The 20,276-nt window shown below is 42.1% G+C and carries 16 protein-coding genes and 1 pseudogene; 12 read left to right on the top strand and 5 right to left on the bottom strand.

What is annotated here, in order from left to right; all coding sequences use genetic code 11:
* Positions 1-239: 239 nt before the first annotated feature.
* The 3 genes from QUB56_RS28685 (at position 240) to QUB56_RS28675 (ending at position 9,334) form a co-directional block, all read left to right on the top strand.
* The gene (locus tag QUB56_RS28685; protein ID WP_332959703.1) at positions 240-632 is read left to right on the top strand and encodes a tetratricopeptide repeat protein; all 393 of its coding nucleotides are present in this window, start codon (positions 240-242) and stop codon (positions 630-632) included.
* Between the two features lie 107 nt (positions 633-739).
* Positions 740-7,576 carry an FkbM family methyltransferase gene (locus QUB56_RS28680; RefSeq protein ID WP_332959702.1) on the top strand — a complete coding sequence of 2,279 codons (6,837 nt, stop codon included), beginning with the start codon at positions 740-742 and terminating at the stop codon, positions 7,574-7,576.
* Between the two features lie 39 nt (positions 7,577-7,615).
* Positions 7,616-9,334: an FkbM family methyltransferase gene (locus QUB56_RS28675; RefSeq protein ID WP_332959701.1), complete on the top strand. Its 1,719-nt coding sequence runs from the start codon at positions 7,616-7,618 to the stop codon at positions 9,332-9,334.
* 90 nt (positions 9,335-9,424) lie between these two features.
* On the opposite strand, the gene QUB56_RS28670 is transcribed toward QUB56_RS28675, so the two are convergent.
* The 3 genes from QUB56_RS28670 to QUB56_RS28660 form a co-directional block, all read right to left on the bottom strand.
* The gene (locus QUB56_RS28670; RefSeq protein ID WP_332959700.1) at positions 9,425-11,671 is read right to left on the bottom strand and encodes an O-linked N-acetylglucosamine transferase family protein; all 2,247 of its coding nucleotides are present in this window, start codon (positions 11,669-11,671) and stop codon (positions 9,425-9,427) included.
* Positions 11,672-11,780: 109 nt separating this feature from the next.
* Positions 11,781-12,320, bottom strand: coding sequence for a type IV pilin-like G/H family protein (locus QUB56_RS28665; protein WP_332959699.1), 540 nt, complete (start codon positions 12,318-12,320; stop codon positions 11,781-11,783).
* A 112-nt stretch (positions 12,321-12,432) separates the two neighbouring features.
* Positions 12,433-13,752 (bottom strand): methyltransferase domain-containing protein, encoded by a 1,320-nt coding sequence (locus tag QUB56_RS28660; protein WP_332959698.1) that lies wholly within the window; start codon positions 13,750-13,752, stop codon positions 12,433-12,435.
* Between QUB56_RS28660 and QUB56_RS28655 the strand changes: the two genes are divergently transcribed.
* The 4 genes from QUB56_RS28655 to QUB56_RS28640 all read left to right on the top strand — a co-directional run bounded on the left by QUB56_RS28655 (position 13,751) and on the right by QUB56_RS28640 (position 14,717).
* Complete coding sequence (locus QUB56_RS28655) at positions 13,751-13,879, top strand: hypothetical protein (protein ID WP_332959697.1); 129 nt, start codon at positions 13,751-13,753, stop codon at positions 13,877-13,879. The two genes, QUB56_RS28660 and QUB56_RS28655, sit on opposite strands and share 2 nt — an antisense overlap.
* Positions 13,876-14,064: a hypothetical protein gene (locus QUB56_RS28650; RefSeq protein ID WP_216670621.1), complete on the top strand. Its 189-nt coding sequence runs from the start codon at positions 13,876-13,878 to the stop codon at positions 14,062-14,064. Before QUB56_RS28655 ends, QUB56_RS28650 begins: the two co-directional genes overlap by 4 nt.
* Before the next feature lie 77 nt (positions 14,065-14,141).
* Positions 14,142-14,345 carry a hypothetical protein gene (locus QUB56_RS28645; protein WP_332959696.1) on the top strand — a complete coding sequence of 68 codons (204 nt, stop codon included), beginning with the start codon at positions 14,142-14,144 and terminating at the stop codon, positions 14,343-14,345.
* A 54-nt stretch (positions 14,346-14,399) separates the two neighbouring features.
* Entirely contained in the window at positions 14,400-14,717 is a 318-nt protein-coding gene (locus QUB56_RS28640; RefSeq protein WP_332959695.1) for a hypothetical protein, read from the top strand.
* A gap of 18 nt (positions 14,718-14,735) precedes the next feature.
* Here the strand turns inward: QUB56_RS28640 and QUB56_RS28635 are convergent.
* Positions 14,736-14,963, bottom strand: a pseudogene (locus QUB56_RS28635) (prepilin-type N-terminal cleavage/methylation domain-containing protein); the annotation flags it as partial.
* Between the two features lie 99 nt (positions 14,964-15,062).
* A complete protein-coding gene (locus QUB56_RS28630) occupies positions 15,063-16,397 on the bottom strand; it encodes a class I SAM-dependent methyltransferase (protein ID WP_332959694.1) in 1,335 nt (444 codons plus the stop codon).
* Positions 16,398-16,610: 213 nt separating this feature from the next.
* Here QUB56_RS28630 and QUB56_RS28625 point away from each other — a divergent pair, with 213 nt between their 5' ends.
* The 5 genes from QUB56_RS28625 (at position 16,611) to QUB56_RS28605 (ending at position 20,172) form a co-directional block, all read left to right on the top strand.
* Positions 16,611-16,799, top strand: a complete 189-nt coding sequence (locus tag QUB56_RS28625; protein WP_332959693.1) for a hypothetical protein — start codon at positions 16,611-16,613, stop codon at positions 16,797-16,799.
* 77 nt (positions 16,800-16,876) lie between these two features.
* Entirely contained in the window at positions 16,877-19,030 is a 2,154-nt protein-coding gene (locus QUB56_RS28620; RefSeq protein ID WP_332959692.1) for an O-linked N-acetylglucosamine transferase family protein, read from the top strand.
* A gap of 156 nt (positions 19,031-19,186) precedes the next feature.
* Positions 19,187-19,393 carry a Uma2 family endonuclease gene (locus QUB56_RS28615; protein ID WP_332959691.1) on the top strand — a complete coding sequence of 69 codons (207 nt, stop codon included), beginning with the start codon at positions 19,187-19,189 and terminating at the stop codon, positions 19,391-19,393.
* 27 nt (positions 19,394-19,420) lie between these two features.
* Positions 19,421-19,879 (top strand): transposase family protein, encoded by a 459-nt coding sequence (locus QUB56_RS28610; protein WP_332959690.1) that lies wholly within the window; start codon positions 19,421-19,423, stop codon positions 19,877-19,879.
* Positions 19,880-19,881: 2 nt separating this feature from the next.
* Positions 19,882-20,172 (top strand): transposase, encoded by a 291-nt coding sequence (locus QUB56_RS28605; RefSeq protein WP_332959689.1) that lies wholly within the window; start codon positions 19,882-19,884, stop codon positions 20,170-20,172.
* Positions 20,173-20,276 lie beyond the last annotated feature (104 nt).

The raw sequence follows: 20,276 nt of genomic DNA, 5'->3' as shown, positions 1-20,276 counted from the left end.
CAGTATTTCCGGTACTGCGTCCGGGCGCGTCTTTGTAAAATTATAGGATAATTGTTACAAGCTCGGTCCGCTTGTGAACCCAACAAGTTGAATTTGCTTGACAAATATCGGTTGATGTGTAGGGAGTTTTAGCGAAAATTTTAAATTGGGAGGGGCGATCGTTTGGCGATCGAACTTGGGCATTCTAGAGATAGGTGCGAGTGCGAGTGCCGGGAAAACAGCGACGCCAAGATTTAGCAATGGAAAGTACACAGAAAAAATCTAGTAATAGTCGCGTTTATAGGGGCGATCGAATTAAGCAGATTTTGGCGTTAGTATCAATGGTTGGCTTTGGTGGTTCCGCAATTTTTGGTATGGTGAGTCTGTTCGGCAGCGGTTTGAGCAGCCAGCACCAACAAAAACCGGCTCCGGTAGCAGTTTCTCAGGAATCTTTGCTGGCGGCCCAGGAACGGGGGTATGAGACGGTTTTGCAGCGGGAACCGCAGAATCAGACGGCTCTGGAGGGGTTGGCAAATGTGCGGTTGCAGATGAATAATAAGGTGGGCGCGATCGAGCCTTTGGAGAAGTTGGTGAAGCTAAATCCCGATCGGGCGGATTATAAGGTATTGTTGGGGCAGGTGAAGGGGAAGTAGTAGGCGATCGGTCAATTTTGTTAGTAAGAGAAATTGAAAATCCTTAAATTGTATGTAGCTTCCTAATTAAAATACCCGACTTAGTTTCACAAAACGAAGGATTGAATATGGGCATAGTACGCATGGGATTACCAATAGAAATCATCTCCCAACTAAAAGCAGCTTACGGGATTAATAATTTTATTGAAACAGGAACCTATCAAGGTCATACAGCATACTGGGCAAGCCAAGTATTTGAACAAGTTTTTACAATAGAGTATTCTCAAGACCTTTATCAAAAAGTTACCGAAAAATACGGTCCTATCAAAAACATAGAGTTTTTGTACGGTGATACCAGAAACCTTCTCGATCGTACAGTATCACAACTTCAAAACCCAAGTTTATTCTGGCTAGACGCTCATTGGAGCGGAGGACCAACCTATGGAGAAATTGATGAGTGTCCCTTACTCGCAGAAATCCAAATAATCAACCGCTCCGACTGCGACCACTTTATTTTTATTGATGATGCCCGCTTGTTTTTATCTCCTCCACCGCAGCCCCATTCACCTCAACATTGGCCGGATATTAGCGCAGTATTAAATTTGTTGAATTTAGGAAAAAACAGCAGGCATATTGTAATTATTGAGGATGTTATTATTGCTGTTCCGGCGCAGGCAAAAGAACTAATTGTTCAGTATTGCCAAAATTTGAACACAAGTTTAAACCAAACTGGCAGCGGGAAACAGGAACAAAATCATCAAAGCACTGGGGTGTCTGCTAATAATATTAATCAGAGAGAGTCTATCAATAACTATGAATTAAAGATTATAGAAAATTTTATTGCTTCCGGTAATGTCGTTTTCGATATTGGCGCAAACATAGGTGGCTGGACAAATCAAGTATTAAAGATATGCCCCGACGTTCAAATCCATTTGTTTGAGCCAGCACCGCCAATATATCAAACACTTCTACAAAACCTGGCTGAACCGATTAAAACAGGTCAACTCGTGTTAAACAACTTGGCAATAGCACACCAACAGGAAATCAGGGAATTTTATTACTACGAGAAATTTTCAGAATGGAGTACATTTCACCGCCGATTTGAAATCGAAAAACAATATAATATTCAGTCGCCTCAGCCATTTCAGATTTTAACAGCTACCCTTGATGATTATGTCCAAACAAGGGGCATAAAGCGAATTAATTTCTTAAAAATTGATACAGAAGGCGGCGAACTAGAAGTTCTTCACGGAGCAACTAACCTCTTGCAAAAAGGCAAAGTAGATTATATTCAGTTTGAGTATGGCGGAACATTTGTCGATGCCAACATCACATTAAAACAAGTATTCGAGCATTTACAAAAATTTCGTTATACAATCTTTAAAATACAACCCAATGCTTTACAACCCTTACCCGAGTTTTTACCAGAATATGAGAATTACGAGTATAGCAACTTTTTAGCTGTGAACGAGAGGTTCACAGCTTTGATTTTTAGTGAAGCACCCCATCTGCTCGATTTGCAGCAGCTTTGCAGAGAACATTCTGTTGCACCGCGCGGCATTATTCACATTGGGGCACACGAAGGCAAGGAAATTGCAAGATACCGAGAAATGGGGGTGCAAAGGGTACTGTTTGTTGAAGCCAACCCTGCTGTGTTTGAACGTTTGAAAACGAATATAGCTGGTTTTCCTCACGTGCGAGCGGTGAATTGTGCAGTTAGCAACATCAACGGCACAAGCACATTGTATGTAACTTCTATGGATCAAAGCAGTTCTATCTTACCATTGAAGGAGCATCAAAAGTTTTATCCAGAAATCAAGGAAGTTGAGCGTGTAGTTGTGGAGTCGAGAACTCTGGATACACTTCTAGAAGAACTTAAAATTAATCCCGCCGATTTTAATATCTTAAATATTGATATTCAAGGTGCAGAGTTGTTGGCTTTGCAGGGAGCAACGAATGTTCTCAGATACATAGAAGCAATAAACACGGAAGTTAATTATGAAGAACTATATGAAGGCTGCGCTTTAATTGACGAAATCGATGATTTTCTGGAGATGTGCGGTTTCGATCGCGTAGCAACGACAACACCGTTCCATCCTTCTTGGGGCGATGCGTTTTATGTGAAAAAGCCCGCAGTCACAATGTCCACCCTGGGTAGAAACGGACGGTTGGCCAATCAAATATTTCAGTATGCCTTCTTGAAAATCTATGCCAAAGAACATAACTTGAAAGTAGAGACGCCAGCTTGGATTGGTCAATATCTCTTTGGTTGCAATGATTCGCCCATTTCTCAAGAGTTACCCGTAGTTACCGAACCCACCAATAAATTGTCAGCAGCTAGCATCCCTAATGCGAAAGAAATATTTAAAAATGTGAACTTTTGGGGTTATTTTCAATATCACACAAAGTATTACAAACCCTACCAAGAGTATTTCCGCTCCCTGTTCAAACCTGTAGGGGAAATAGAAACGAAAATGAAGGAAGCGATCGCTCATCTGCGATCGCGCGGCAACACCCTCGTCGGTTTGCACTTGCGGCGGGGAGACTACGGCTACGAAGATTTTTTTATAGCACCGAGCGAATGGTACAAGGAATGGCTAAAAGGTTTGTGGGAAACCCTCGACGAACCAATACTATTTATTGCCAGCGATGAACCGGAAAAAGTTTTAAGTGATTTTGAAGAGTATAATCCGATCGCGACGAAAGATTTAGGTTTGGAGTTACCCCAAGCAGAATTTTATCCAGATTTTTATTTATTGAGCCAGTGCGATATCACAGCAATTTCCAATAGCTCATTTTCCTTTGCAGCTTGTATGCTCAACGAAAAAGGCAAATTTTTCTTTCGGCCGCACCTGTCGGCGGAAAAATTAATACCATTTGACCCCTGGGATAGCGAACCGATATTACGAAACTATATGCCAATTCATTTTTTTACAATAGTCCTCAACGGTGAACCTTTTATCCACTACCACATAGACGTTTTGCAGCAGCTACCTTTTAAATGGCATTGGCATATTATTGAGGGAGTAGCGGAGCAAAAACACGATAGTGCTTGGATGCTTAGCTTGGGGGGAAAAATTACTGATGAACTCCATTCCCGGGGTCGCAGCAAGGATGGTACATCAGAGTATATAGATGAAATAGCACGGCTATATCCAAAAAATATTACTGTTTATCGCAAGCCAGAAGGTGTTTTTTGGGATGGAAAGCGTGAAATGGTAAATGCACCGCTGGAAAATATTAAAGAGGAATGCTTGCTGTGGCAATTGGATGTAGATGAACTCTGGACAATCGAACAAATTTGTACTGCGCGGCAGATGTTTATCAATCATCCAGAAAAAACAGCAGCTTTCTACTGGTGCTGGTATTTTGTTGGAGAAAATCTGGTTATTAGCACTCGCAATTGTTATGCTCAGAATCCTCAACAAGATTGGTTGCGTACTTGGAAATTTAAGCCGGGAGCTTTTTGGGCATCTCACGAACCTCCAAGATTAGTTGAAGCATTGCCAAATAGTGAGTGTCGCGATGTTGCAGCAGTCAACCCTTTTCTGCATGAAGAGACTCAAAAGCAGGGCTTGGTATTTCAACACTTTGCTTATGTGACGCTAGAACAACTGCGATTTAAACAAATATACTACGGTTATAAAAATGCAGTTGTTGAATGGATGGCACTGCAAGCCCAAACAAAATTCCCAGTGGCGTTGGGCAACTATTTTTCGTGGGTTCAAGATGAAACAAGGGTTGATACCGCAGAATCGTTAGGTATCGCACCAATAGCGCAACGAAAAAAAGAGAAAAATATGTGGAATTTTGTGCAGCCAAAGAAGGGCCAAAGACAAACAGCTAGTGTGGAAAAATTTACGCCAAGAGTTATTGTGGACGGCGTGTTTTTCCAGCTTTACAATACGGGAATTGCTCGCGTGTGGCGATCGCTCTTGGAAGAGTGGGCGATGCAAAATTTTGCCAAACATATTATTGTCCTCGATCGCTCTGGAACTGCACCAAAAATTCCTGGCATTGCGTATTGCCCGGTTCCTGCTTACGACTATGAGAAGACGGATAGCGATCGCGAAATGCTCCAGCAAGTCTGTGAGGAACTCGAAGCTGACTTATTTATCTCAACTTACTACACAACCCCACTATCAACACCTTCCGTCTTTATCGCCTATGACATGACTCCTGAAGTCTTTGAGACAAATCTTGATGAACCCATGTGGCGCGAGAAACATTACGGCATCCGCCACGCCTCTGCATACATTACGATTTCCCACAATACAGCCTCAGACTTATTAAAGTTTTTTCCTGATATTGCCCCAGAGTTAGTAACAGTCGCTCATTGTGGAGTTACCAAAAATTTCTCACCAGCTAGCCCAGAGGAGATCGAGAGTTTTAAGATTAAATATAATCTCTCAAAGCCATACTTTATGATGGTGGGTGCCGCAGGTGGTCATAAAAATGCACCCTTATTCTTGCAAGCTTTCGCACAACTCCCCAATCAACCAGAATTTGATATTGTCTGCACATTTCACAGCGCTTTAACAAAAGATGAGTTTGAACCTTACACTTCAGGGAGTACAGTGCATAAGCTTCCTATCAGCGATGAAGAGTTAAAAGCAGCTTTTTCGGGTGCTGTTGCGCTGGTTTATCCGTCCCAGTATGAAGGCTTTGGCTTGCCTATTTTAGAGGCAATGGCTTGCGGATGTCCAGTGATTACTTGTCCCAATGCTTCTATACCTGAAGTGGCGGGAGAGGCAGCTTTATATGTTCAGGATGATGATGTTGAAGCAATGACGATCGCACTTATTAACATTCAAAAGCCAGAAGTGCGCGAAGCTTTGATAGCTGCCGGAATTGAGCAAGCGAAAAAGTTTTCCTGGTCAAAAATGAGCAAAAAAGTCAGTCATGCTTTGATTCAGGCTAGCCTATTGCCTCTTAAACTTAGAGATATTAATTTCATTATTTTTCCTGACTGGGAGCAGGCCGAAGAAACTATCTTTTCCCAAATGGAAGAGGCAATTGGGAAGGTAATAACACACTCCGATAGTAACAACCTCAATCTTTTAATTGATACCAGTAATCTGACAGAAGCTTCAGAAATTGATGCAGATTTAGTTGTTTCGGGTGCAGTAATGAGTCTGATGATGAAGGAGGATACTAATATTAGCACAGCGCCCCAAATTACTATTCTTGGAAGGCTGAGTGAAGTACAATGGAAAGCTTTGTTATCTCGAATTCAGGCTCGCATCTCTATGGAACGCGAAAATATACAGGCGATTGCTCATGCTAAAATACTCGCCCTCCCCCTCTATCCTGAAGAAAATTCTGAGATAAGCTGCGAGCAAGTAGAGGCTATATCGATGGATTCTTCTCGTGACTTGAAGGATACATATACGGACTATGTTTATCATAATTGTCCTAGTCTGGATGCAAATTCTCTAGCTCGTGTAGCGACAATCCTTGAAAGCACCTGCTGGGAAGAACCTACCTCTAGCACAGACTTAAACAACGTTGCAGTATTAGCTTTGATCGTAGCAGAACAGTCTGAGGACTTATCAGAGCGGCAACTCTATCTCAATATGGCTTTAGAAGCCTTAAACCAAGGAATAGAGCAAGATAGCTGTCCTCTCTGTATGGCTCATTTAGCTCTCCTCTTGACGATGACTGGAGAAATGTCGCAAGCTATAGAACTTGCTTTTCCTGCTTTAATCAACACCGTCCCCAATGTTTACAGTACCACAGAAAAACTTCCCTCTGCACTGGTTTACCTACCTTCACCGCGCAACAGTTTGGCTAATACTCTGGCTGAGCAATTGACACATTTACTTCAAGCAAGAGATGCTTATACTCAGGCATTTTTCCTTTTAAGCGAAGTGGTATGTCGAACTCCCCTTGTATTTTCTGGATCTGGTGGACTCCGACTACTGAATCTAGCAGAGAAGATTTTACCAGATTCGAGTTCCATCAAGTTTAAACTAGGAGTTTCGTGGATGGTTAACAATTTAAGGGAAGGACTTGTATCCCTGCACCAAGCCAAGCAGCTAGCGCCCCAGTCACCGCAGATTTTTCAAGCTCTCTACCTCGCTTATCGAGATATACAGGATAGAGATTCAGCTAGCCACTGGCTAAATGAGGGTCGTGAATTTTATAAAAAAGAGCCTACTTCTCCTGATTGGAAATGGACTACGTTAGGAGTAAATTCTTCTATCACTTACCTGCCTGTTGAAAAGGAGCTATTATTAGCCGTTGAGCCTAGCTTTCGGAGTATTGTAACAGCCGTTCTGCTTGCAGAGGGAGATTGGTTTGAAAAGGAAATGGAATTTTGGCGGAATTCCCTCAAACCGGGCATGACAGTTATAGATGTTGGCGCAAATGTGGGGGTCTATACTTTTACTGCTGCGCGACGGGTGGGACCTAGAGGTCGTGTACTAGCAGTTGAACCTTTTTCAGGTTGCTTGCGCTGCTTAGAAGAAACCTGTAGAATTAATGAGTTAGATTGGGTAAAAATATGTGGTGGAGCTGCGAGCGATCGCATTGGTACAGCACGATTGCAGCTTTACACTGCTAGCGAATTAAACGAAATTATTACTGGTGATGTTGAAGAACCAGTGCATGGTTCCTTTGAAGAAGTCCCGTGTTTTACTTTGGACAGTTTAGTTGAGCAGGAAAACGTCAACCGAGTTGATTACCTGAAAATAGATGCAGAAGGACACGAAATGTCAGTTTTAATTGGTAGCGAAAAAATATTATCGGAATTTTTTCCGATCATCCTCTATGAAAATATCGCTTCGAGCAAAGGCAGTAATTTACCTGTTGCTGAGTATCTTAAAAGCAAAGGGTATAAACTCTTTCGCTATCAACCTTACGCCCAGGAACTAATTCCTATAAACTCATCTGACGAGTTGGAGGGAAACCTAAATGTTATTGCTGTTCCTGATAGCAAAACATATCTCATTTCTCAATCTTAAAAGTACATTTCAATTAATAAATCAAGGAAAATTTAGGCTATGTCAGTATTTCTCCCCAGTTTAAAAAGAAGCGGTCATTTAGATCAGATTCACATGACAGTTTGTAACGTTGGCTCTCGCAAACTTAGCAGTGAAGATGACTATGGTTCCCAAGGCTGGGAAATATTTGCACCACATCTGACTATTTATGGATTTGATGCTGATGCTGATGCTTGTGAGGCTAGCAATACTGATCTGGAAGCTCAACCCATAAATTGGACAGAAAAACATATTCCTCTAGCGCTAGCAAATTCCGTAGGCGAATCTATCCTTTATGTAACTAAGCATCCCATGTGCAGCTCTCTGTACCCACCTAACGAACCTTATCTTGAGCGGTTTTCCGGGTTGCCAGAATTAGTCAACTTAGATTTTTATGTGGGAATAGAAACAACTACATTAGATGATTTTTGCCAAAGTGAAGGGATTGAGGAAATCGACTTTTTGCAAATAGACGTTCAGGGCGCAGAATTACAAGTATTACAAGGTGCTTCTCAAATCTTGGGACAGTCTATTCTTGCTATGCAGGCTGAAGTCGGGTTTTCACACCTCTATAAAAATCAGCCTTTATTTGCGGACGTTGATATTTATCTCAGGGAACAAGGATTTACTTTGTTCGACTTAGATAGAGCTTATCGCTTTCGGAGCATATCTCCCATTCGTTCAACAGTTCGCGAGGGACAGTTATTATACGGAGATGCTTTTTACTTTCGGGATCTGATAGACGACAACTTGGAAAAAAATCTAAAAACACCAGAGAAAATTCTAAAATTAGCTTGCATTGCTGATATTCTCAATTTCCCTGACTATACTCTGGAATTATTAGAGTATTTAACTTTCCACTATGGCAGCAACCCTGACTATAATTTTGCGAACAATATCGTTGAGAGTTTGGCTCAATTTCCAGAGCTTGTCAACAAAGGAATAACTTCTCTGCCTGCTGTTTCCCGAATTTTAGATTATATTGATGGTTATGATATTGACTCTCTCATCGCCAGTGAAGCTGATATTACCACTAAAGACCAGCAGGAACTACTTATCGATCCTCTGAAGGTCTTCCAGTCCGATGGATATCTGCGACACAACCAGAGAAGATTAGAACATTTAGCAAGCTTAGGATTAGATCTTGTAGGGAAAACTGTACTCGAACTTGGAGCAGGAATTGGCGATCATACAAGCTTTTTTCTGGACCGAAGCTGTGAAGTAGTTGCCGCCGAAGGTAGACCGCAAAACGTGGAAATACTTAGATCGCGTTATCCCCATATTGAGACAATACAACTAGATTTAGAGACTGCAGATTTAAAAATAAATCAGCAATTTGACATTGTTTACTCCTACGAGTTGCTGTATCACTTGCAAACGCCCGCTCAAGCTATCGAGTTTATGGCTCGCAGTTGCCAAAAGATGCTGCTGCTAGAGACGTGCGTCTCGTTTGGCGAAGAAGAAGCTATTAATTTGTGCAGAGAAGTAGCAGATAATCCATCGCAAGCTATATCCGGTAAGGGATGCCGGCCTACTAGAAGGTGGGTGTACAATCAACTAAAGCAATACTTCGAGTTTGTTTATATGCCTATAACCCAACCTAACCACGAAGAGTTTCCTATTGATTGGACTTTATCTTCATCGGAAATATTGGTTCGCTCAGTATTTATTGCTTCCCGACAAAAGTTGAACAATTTCCTTTTAGTTGAAGATATTCCCTTGAAGCAACAGCGCCATTAAATTTTGAACGTGGATTGTACAGCGTTGATTTTGAATCGGGATACCCCGATTCAAAATCTCGGACTTGTATAATTTTTCTACAAAAAGTCCTTACTCCTGCTGATAGTTTTCAACATATCTCTGCCACATCTTCTCGTAAGCTTTTTCCATCTCTCGCGTAAATTGCTTGCCATTCCACAGCGGAGCAGTTTGTCTAGACTGTCGCAATTTCCAAGATATTTTCTGCCGTAAAAGGGCATCTTTTCCTAACCGAATTCCCCACTCTAGATATTCTTCATCTGTCCATGAAATCCCCTCAGTTATACCTGCATTCATCATCATCCCGTAACTGTTGCGAGCTGAAAACTGCTCGCCCACCCGTGTCACCATAGGAATGCACATCCACAGCGTTTCCATTGTTGTTGTAGCTCCGTTGTAGGGATAAGTATCGAGTACAACATCAGCAATCCCTAAATTTGCTCGGTGAACGGCTTCTGAAGGAGCGTGAGGCAAAAATCGCAAGCTATCCGCACTCACCCCCTCTGATTCCGCAATCTGAATAAAAAAGTTTTTTAGTGATTCTTGCTCAGTAAACCATTTAGTTACAAAGTAGCTATTCGGGACTGCTTTAATAATTTGCATTTGCAGCCGAGCTGTGTTGGGATTGTACTTGTATCCCATCTGACTGCAGTAGTATATGACTGCATCGCTAGGAATATCCAGCGAATCCCGTCGAACCGTCGGCACTCCCACTTCAAAACCATCTACTGCTACATAAGTTTCAGGCAATCGCCATATTTTTTCCGCGTAGTAATTCTGTGCTGATTCTGGTAAAACGTAATTATCTGCAATATAGTAATCAACATTTGGTATGCCCGAAGCATCCCACCCCAGCCAAGTGACTTGTACAGGGGCAGGCTTAATTGCCATTACCTCACAGTTAGAATTCATCGTAATGCTATCGAGATCGATCAATATATCTATTTCGTCTTCGTAAATCTTTTCAGCAGCTTCCATACCAGAAACACCTAGTTTACAAGCTTTGTCAGCTTTGCTAATGTACCATTGCTGAAGGGGATCATTTGTCAGTTTTGAGCCAATTAGATAAGCCGATATTTCAAAGCGCTCGCGGTCGTGATGTTCAAACAACCACCGCGCCAGCCATCCTACAGAATGGCTACGTAAGCAATAAGATAAATAACCAAGTTTATAACGTCTTTTTTGATTGCCTCCCTGAAGCATGGGCAACGAGCGCTGGCGACACTTCTCCACTAGTGGCTTGGCATAATTTTCAACACTTTCTTGAAAAAGATTACCAATTTGGATGCGAATTCTCCCGGCTTCTTGAGGCCGATCTTCAAAGTAAGGAAAGAAAAATAACGAACTCATCAAGCGAAGCGCAGCAGGCGAATCCAGATTAGTCGGATATTCCTCAATAATAGCCCTCATCATTAATTTGTGTGTCTCAAACGCTGACCAAGCATCTTCCCAATGACCACCAGCCACCATCAGTCCGCGCAGCAGCAAGTGATTGGCAAAAATTTTATCTACCAACTGTTCCATCACTGAGTAGCAAATCTTAGCAGTTTCTATCCCTTTAGAAAAATTCCCGATATCTTGGTAAAAACTAGCCAAGGCCCGCAAAACTTCTTGATGTTTAGCTTCTAACCGCAAGGCGAGTTCTGCATAACGGGTCGCTAAGTGAAATTTCTTTGCTGAATATGCAATGTCATAAGTAAAGTAAAGTAAATTTTCAATAACAGGTAGAGGTTCTTTAACATGGTTAAAACAAGCTTCTGTAAATTCAAATGATGAAGGGTGGAATGGAGCAACATCTAAAACGGTCTTCCAGACTTGCAGCAAGAGGTCGTAGTCTAATGCTATTGGAGGCTCGGACTTCAGAAGCTCTACGATCGTGCCCAAAGCGTCTGATTCTTCACCTCTGTAAGTTTTCCGCAGGATGGAAAGTCCCACCGAATGCAAGAGGTTATTAATATCCCCAGGATTGATTTCTCGGATGTGCTGCCGAATCGCCCAAGCTACTTCATAATTGGTCAACTCCAACCGTTGTCGTTCAGCCTCAGCTTCCAGCACTTCCAACAGTTCTGCTGTCCAGAGTTCAATTTCTTCAGATTCACCCTCAGCCATTGCCAGCAGCCAAGTTGTTTGAGCTTCTGCTTCTTGTTCTTGCAACAGCAATATCAATCCTAAGTGCCAGTAGTAAGACTTAACGCTTGGTTGCTCTGCAATTGCCTGTTCGTAGAGGATGGCTGCCTGAGCGTAATTTTCTTTAAGCAGAAGTTGCTCGGCTGTTTGCTGCCAATCGGGCGCCAGTTCTAATAAATTGTCAGAAATCATAAAGTCAGCCAATAAAATCAGTTTCCTATCTACAGTAAAGCGGGCAGCATCGATAACGCTAACCCGCTATTTCGTTCTTTTTTACAAGCGATGCTTGTGTACTAAGCTGTTACTTAGTAACGAGTGTCATACCGCTGGGACAAACACTATTGCTACCCGAAAGACCAATAGCGGGAGGATCTCCAGCTGTAACAGCCTCCGTTTCACAAAGGATTGTCTGTGTGCCTGAAGCCCCTGAAGGATCGGGTGCAGTCAGTGCTACGGCTCCTCCATATGCCTTCAGCCCGCCGACAATGGGACTCGCTGCTGAAGTTGCTCCACCGGTGGCGGCCACTGTACCACCATTGACAACTTTATATTTGTAGTTAGTAGTCTGAGTTTTGAGACCAAGACCCAAATCAGAGACATTATCGGTAAACACGCTGTTTTCTGCGTAATAAGCTTGCAAGCCCTTGTTAACTGAAGAGATGTACTGCTTAGCTTCTGTCTGCTTGGCTTTGTTTGCTTGGCTGAGGAAGGAAGGCAAAGCAATAGCAGAAAGAATACCGATGATGATGATAACAACCAGCAGTTCGATCAGGGTGAAACCTTGATCCTGTCTTCTTTTGTTGATGTGTTGCAGGAACTTGGCTTTAAATTCAGTCTTCATAAGTCTTTCTCCGTGAGGGGTGGGATGCTCGTTTCTAACTCTTATATGTAACTTACCCAGTTATCGGCGCTTTAATATCACCCCAAACTATTTTTTTTTTCAACTCCTGGCTCTAAGGCTCCAAAAGCACATACAGGAAGACTTCCAGCATAATCAACAGTTCCTTGACTTCCTCAAAGGCCGTCTGCTCACTAACAGGCTCTAGGTTAACACCGAGCTGCGAGCGGATTTGGAGCCACTGTTCTACTAGGGACACCACAGACTGTGGCCCATCCCAAAGAGGTAGCAAACAAGCCGCCATTGTACTCTCGATCGCCACCGGCGCTAGGGTTGGCACAATAATATAACGGCTAATCTCAAACGGCGTTTGGCTGTCAATGCAATTACTCAAGTCTTCCCTAATCTGGGAAGTCCTCAGTTGAGGGTGCAGGTGTACCCGTGCTTCCCGCCATTGGGCCTGGGTCCATTCCGCAATTGGCACAAAAGCCTGAGTTCGATCGGGATTGCCGCACCAGAAATCAAACAAACGGTGGAGGGGATGTAACAAGTCAAATAAATGCAGTCGCTCTTCCAGAGAAGCTTCTGGCAGACTCATTGCCAAAAACGGAGGCCAATCATCTGGATCTTTGAACAAATCCATCAACTCCCACCTGCGCCAAGCCACCATACTGATAAACTCTAGATCAGCACCTCTCAACATTGCAAACACTTCAGGAATGGTACAACCTTTATCACCCACTAATAAATAGTTGGCCATAATCCATGCCTCATTCTGTGCGCGATCGGAATTCCAGGTGAATGCCTTAAGCCCTACTTCATCTTGTAATGCTTCCATTGTTTCCCGGACTATTTCTATCTCCACTTCTCCGGGAGATCCATTCATTAATCCCATTGTTTTGAAAACAGCTTGAGCACGAAATACTCCGGCTCTACCATTTGAACTGTGAAGGTTGGTGCGGATGATGCCATCGGGAGCGAGAACTGACTTCATTGCTTGCAATCCAGCAATAGCATCGGGCAAGAGATACAGAACTTCGTCAGCATTGATATAGTCAAACTCTAACCCTAAATTTGGTAATTCTTCTATCTTCAAAGCATAAAACTCTGCATTAGCAACCCCATGATACTGTAAACGTTGAGCGGCTAGTTTCACTGATTCTTCTGATAAATCGATGCCTACTATTTTTGCTCCGGGATTGGCTATAGCTAAAACCAAGGATTTATAACCGGTGCCGCATCCGGCATCCAGGATCACTTTACCTTCTGTATTAATAACTCTTCTATTTCTTAAGTAATAAGCAGTTACAAGATTATGAAGGTAGAGCAATTCACTATTGTCTTTTGGAGATTCTTCCAGCGGGATTCTGGGATAAGGAGTATTGTTAAATTGCTGGCGAATGTTTTCTATTAACTCTAAATTGTGGTGATCCATGTTCAATTACACTCAACGCTGGCAAATTACCTTAGTATCTCAGAAAATAGCCGATCGCCCACCCCCAACACATACTTGCCATAATACTCTCAAAACCCGATCGCCCAACCAACGACTACCTCGATGAACACCAACATCAGCCCCATCCTCAAAGTATTCACCCTATCCGCCGCACTTTCCCTCGCCATCAAGTACGCAGGGCCTAGCTTATCCATCCCCTCTACCGACCTCAACGCCCTAATCGCCGTCTTTACCCCCAGTATTATCTTAGCTGCCATCCTCGGCTGGCGATCGCGCCAACAGCCAAGATAGGGGATGGAGGGCGAGATCGCCCAAAGACGAGTTAAATTAAACCAGGGGTGATCGAACACTCACACCAAAACCCCTCGATGCTCAGCAATATAGATGAGACAGACAATCACAGAGATCTAGCCACTTTAAATCTGAAACCCTTAAATTTGCTGATTTTTCCTGATTGGAACCAACCAGAAGAATGTCTTTATTTAGAATTAGAACTAATTATTAGGAGTCTGGTAAATCATCCCGATCGCGATTTCCTAACTCTTTTAATAGATGCGAGCGAAACTTTATAAAAATCAGAGTTAGATGCAAGTTTAATTGTATCAGGGATTGTGATGATTTTTTTGATGGAAGAAGATTTAGATATTAACGGAGAACCGGAAATTATTTTATTGGAAAACCTCAATCTAAGCCAGTGGAGCGCTATTTGGGCACAGATTCAATATCGAATTAAGCTGAATGCGGAAAATCACCAAGCAATAGCAGAATCTGGAACCGCACAAATTCCAGTAGTGGAACAGAACTTAGCGATATTACCCTTGACCAAGAATTTCTTGATGGTACAAGCCCCCGGATTTATCCGTGGAATCAATCCAAAATCTAAAATCGAAAATCCTCAAGCCCCCGCATTTATCCGTGGGGTCAATCTAAAATCTAAAATCTAAAATCTAAAATCGATTGACTCCCATCTCAGCATAGTAAGCCTGCGGACCCTTGTTGAGCGAGGCGATATACTGCTTGGCTTCAGATTGCTTGGCTTTGTTTGCTTGGTTGAGGAATGCAGGCAAAGCAATAGCCGAAAGAATAGCGATAATGATGATAACTACCAACAGTTCAATCAGCGTAAAACCTTTATCTTGTCTTCTTTGATTGAGGTGTTGCAGGAACTTGGGTTTTAATTCAGTTTTCATGGTTTGTTTCTCCTTGAGGGGTGAGAGGCTTGATTTCTAACTCCTGAATGTAACTTACTCACTTTCGTTCCTTCTCATATCACCCTGTGCTAAAAAAACTTAGCTAGGGCGGGGTGAACGCTCCAAAAGCAAGTAAAGAAACGCTTCCAGGCTACTCAAGACTTCTTTAACTTCCTCCCAAGCTGCCTGTTCGCTGACAGGCTCTAGAGTAACCGGATGCAGGGGTTTGAGCTTTAACCAGCGTTCCACAAGGGACTTGGCAGGACAAGCGCCCTCCCAAAGCGGTAGCAAGCAAGCAGCCATATAACTTTCTAGGAAAATAGGTACTAAAGCGGGCAAAGTGACATAACGGCTAATCTCGAAGGGTTGTTGGCTAGTGATGCACTGGATCAAGTCTGCTCTCGCCTGGGGAGTTTTTAGCTGAGGATGCAGGTGTACCCGCGCATCCTGCCAGTCAGATACAGTCCATTCAGCAACCGGCACAAAGGGCTGTGCCCTATCTGGATGAGCGCACCAAAAGTCAATTAAACGGTTGACGGGATGTAACAATTCACATAAATGCAGCCCTTCTTCTGTAGAAATTTCTGGCAGGCTCATGGCTAGAAAAGCAGGTAAATTGTCTTGCTCTTTGAAAAGATCGAGCAAGTTCCATTGCCGCCAATTCACCATACTGACCAGCTCTAAATCAGCGGCTTGTAGTGCCGAAAACATTTCAGGGATAGTGTAGCCTTTATCGCCTTGAAATAAATAATTCATTAGCATCCACTCTTCACTCTGGGCGACATCGGGCTTCCAGGTTAGTTGCTTGAGAAAAACATTATCTTTCAAAGCGGTCATAATTTCTCTGGCTAATTCCATTTCTAACTCTCGGGGATTTTCGTCCATCAATCCCATCATTTTGAAAACTTCCTGAGCCCAAAAATAGGCAAACCTCTGTAGCGAGCTATGGAAATTAGCACGAATTATTCCGTGATTTTTTAGCACAGACTTAAGTGTTTTCAATCCCGCCTTTATATCGGGCAGTAAATAAAGAACTTCGTCACTATTAATATAGTCATACTCTAATCCTAATTTAGGCAAATCTTCAATTGAAAGCACATGAAACTCTGCATTCTCAAACCCATGATATTCTAGACGGTGACGGGCTAACTTAACCGATTCTTCTGCTAAGTCAATACCAACTATTTTAGCACCGGGATTGGCTTCTGCTAGAATCAAGGATTTATAGCCGGTGCCACAGCCTGCATCTAAAATAATTTTTCCTTCTGTTTCAATAACTGTTTGATTTCTTAAATAGTAAGGTGTTATAAGGTTATGAATATAGAGAAGCTCGTAGTTATCTTTAGGAGATTGTTCGAGTGGGATTCTCGGGTAAGGAGCGCTGTTAAATTGCTGGCGAATTTTTTCTACGATCTCAGATGTTTGGTTGTTCATTCTACATTGTTCCCGCTACTAACAAATTGTGCTGTGACATACGTTAATTTTACGATGAGAAGGTATCTTATCTACGCAGCGCCCGAAAGAGAGTTGCGATCGCACTTTTGTGCAAACCCCACGGAACCCGGTGGCAAGGACTGGGCATAATAGTGAGGGTAAATCTTTCCAGCCCCCGCGAAAAACAATATTATACAACCAACTACTACCTCCATGAAGACCAACATCAGCCCCATCCTCAAAGTATTCACCCTATCCGCAGCCCTTTCCCTCGCCATCAAGTACGCAGGGCCTAGCTTATCCATACCCTCTACCGACTTCAACGCCCTAATCGCTGTCTTTACCCCCAGTATCATCCTAGCTGCCATCCTCGGGTGGCGATCGCGCCAACAGCCAAGATAGGGGATGGAGGGCGAGATCGCCCAAACACGAGTTAAATTAAACCAGGGGCGATCGAACACTCACACCAAAACCCCTCGATGCCCAGCAATATAGATGAGACAGACAATCACATGGATCTAGCCACCTTAAATCTGAAACCCTTAAATTTGCTGATTTTTCCTGATTGGAACCAACCCGAAGAATCTCTTTATTTAGAATTAGAACTAATTATTAAGAGTCTGGTAAGTCATCCCGAGCGCGATTTCCTAACTCTTTTAATAGATGTGAGCGAAACTTTAGAAAAATCCTACTTAGATGCAAGTTTAATTATCTCAGGAATTGTGATGAATCTTTTGATGGCAGAAGATTTAGATATTAACCCAGAACCGGAAATTATTTTATTAGAAAACCTGAATCGCAGCCAGTGGAGCGATATTTTGCCACTGATTCAATATCGAATTAAGCTGAAGGCGGAAAATCACCAAGCAATAGCAGAATCTGGAACCGCACAAATTCCAGTAGTGGAACAGGGACAACTTAGCGATATCACCCTTGACTCCCAAGCATTAATATTGAGAGAATTTGGCAACAAACTCTACCGTCAAGGAAGATACGAAGCAGCCATTAAGCACTATCAAAGATTTTTAGTATCCCAGACAGGAGATATAGAACTGTATGGTAACTTAAGCGAGTGTTTAAGAAACCTCAACAGAATCGAAGAAGCGATCGCGAGCCTTGAAGAAGGCATCCGTCATTACCCTACAGCAGGAAAACTGCACTTTGAAATAGTCAAAATTTACCAGCAGAACGGACGCACTAAGTTAGCTATATCAAGTGCAGAAAGAGCAACGGAAATACTGCCCAATGAATATGTTTTTCAACTCTTTAAACACTTAATCTTGCCGATTGTTTATAATACATCAGATGAAATAAAATTTTACAGGGAAAGATTTGTCTTAGAATTAGAAAAATTAATTCAGCAAACATCCCTAAAAACTCCAGAAGACAAAATTAATGCTTTGCGGGGTTTTAGTAGTTTCACTAATTTTTACCTAGCATATCAGGCTCACAATGTTGTGGAATCGCAATCAAAGTATGCTAATTTAGTGCATCAAGTTATGGTCGCTAACTATTCGCAGTGGGTGCAACCGCAATCAATGCCTCCACTGCTGGAAAATGGCAAAATTAGAGTCGGTTATATTTCTAGTTATTTGCATTCTTACAGCGGCACTTTATGGTTAACTGGCTGGCTGCGTTATTGCAACCACAAAGAATTTGAAATTTACTGTTACTACACGGGTAATGATCCCGATCTGATTACAGAACAATTTCGCCAATACAGCGATCAATTTCGCCACATTCCTCATAACCTAGAAGCCGTATGCCAACAAATTATTGATGATAAATTGCATATTCTTGTCTTCCCGGAAATTGGCATGGACGCACCAACTATACAAATAGCAGCTTTGCGCCTTGCCCCCGTGCAATGTTCGGCGTGGGGACATCCTGTCACCTCGGGTTTACCGACGATTGATTATTTTATTTCTAGTGAATTGATGGAACCGGAAAATGCACAATTGCACTACTCAGAAACCTTAATTAAGTTGCCGAATATTGGCGTTGCTTACCCAAAACCAACCGTAGGTAAATTAAACAACAGTCGCTTAGATTTTGACCTCAGAGAAGATGCAGTAATTTATTTATGCTGCCAAGCCCCTTTCAAATACTTACCGCAATATGATTTCATTTTAGCAGAAATTGCCCGCCGCGTTCCGCAAGCTCAGTTTATCTTTCCTCGCGGCGAACTGCTGCGAGAACGGCTAAAATTTGCTTTTGCTGCTGTTAATCTTGAGAGCGAAGATTACTGTCTATTCCGAACCATTCCAACTCGACAAGATTACATAGCAATTAACTTTCTTTCCGATGTTTTCTTAGATACTTTTACTTGGTCTGGGGGGAATACATCTTTAGAGGCGATCGCTTGCAATTTACCCATAGTCACCTGTCCAGGAGAATTTATGCGGGGACTTCACGCTTATAGCTTTCTAAAAATGCTGGGAGTAACAGACACAATTGCACAAAACGAAGAGGAATATATTCAAATTGCTGTCAAGTTAGGTCTAGACTCACAGTGGCGGCGAGACATTGCACAACGCATGAGTCAGCGACAAGATGCTTTGTTTGACGATCAAGTTTGCGTGACAGCTTTAGAGGGTTTTTATCAACAAATTGTTCTAGAAAAACTTAAATAATTGTTTTAATATTATACAAAAATAATTTTTGCAAAAAAAAATCTCTACAGAAAACTGGCAACACTTTTAATGTGAAAAGGATACTAACAACAAGTCAATCTTCCCTATCAATTCCGACCCCGTACAGCTATCAAAACCAAAATTGATGGAGTAACCATGATTCAAACCCTACCAGAATTAGTAAAATTCGATGAATTCAGTGACTGGTATCCTGAAAACTCAGAACACCGCTACGAACTGCACAATGGAGAAATTATTGAGATACCAAAAGCAACAGGCCAACATTCTACAGTGGCCGGTTTTACCGCACTGAAATTCGGAATAGAGATTGAGCGTCTCGGCTCTCCTGAGTTTATGGTGTAAAATGTACCTCATAATACATTTACCGTTATGAGCTTCCATCTAGACTATCTATTAGCATTGCCTGGAGTCAGGGTTGAAACTTGTACTCAAGTTGAGGAAAAAATTTTCTTGGGACTTAGCATTTTATCAAAAGGAATTGTTTGTCATCATTGTAAAAATCCTACCGGAAAACTGCATCAAGCTCGACCAATTCTAGTAAGAGATTTGTCTGTTTTTGGTCGTCCTGTGTATCTAAAAATTCCACGACGGCAGTTTTACTGTCCTACTTGTCAACGGTATCCCACAGAAAGAATAGATTTTTTGGACGTTAAAAGACGGCATACTCAACGATACGAACAAAATATTTATGAGCGTGTAAAACAATCGAACATGGAGCAAATTGTCCGAGAAGAAGGACTGAATTATGACAAAATAAAAGGAATATTTGAGCAGGTAAAAAAAAACCGAATTGGAAACGGGTTAAACGAATTTGTCTCGATGAGATAAGTATGCGAAAAGGTCAAGGAAATTTGGTGACTGTTGTTAGTGACATCTCCGAAGGTAATTTAATTGAGATGATTGATTCTCATCGCTGTGAAGAAATCATTGAAGTCCTTATGAAACAGCCGATTGAGGTTCGGAAACAAGTTGAGGAAGTGAGTGTTGATATGTGGGGAGGATTCCGTAAAGTTATCAAACAAGTACTCCCAAATGCGCGAGTTATTATCGATCGTTTTCATGTAATGAAAGTAGTTAATAAAGACTTAAATAGGGTGCATCTCACTTTTGCAAATCTATAAAAAAATATCTAAAATGAAGAAGCTAGTAAAACAGTAAAAAAGGATAAGGTAAATAAAATGACACCCGAAGATCGACAGCGCCTAAAAGCACACTTAAAAGAGGT

The sequence above is a fragment of the Microcoleus sp. AR_TQ3_B6 genome (genome assembly GCF_036702785.1).
Lineage (GTDB): Bacteria > Cyanobacteriota > Cyanobacteriia > Cyanobacteriales > Microcoleaceae > Microcoleus.
Note: the sequence above shows the minus strand (reverse complement) of the source record. Positions and strands in the feature narration are given on the sequence as shown.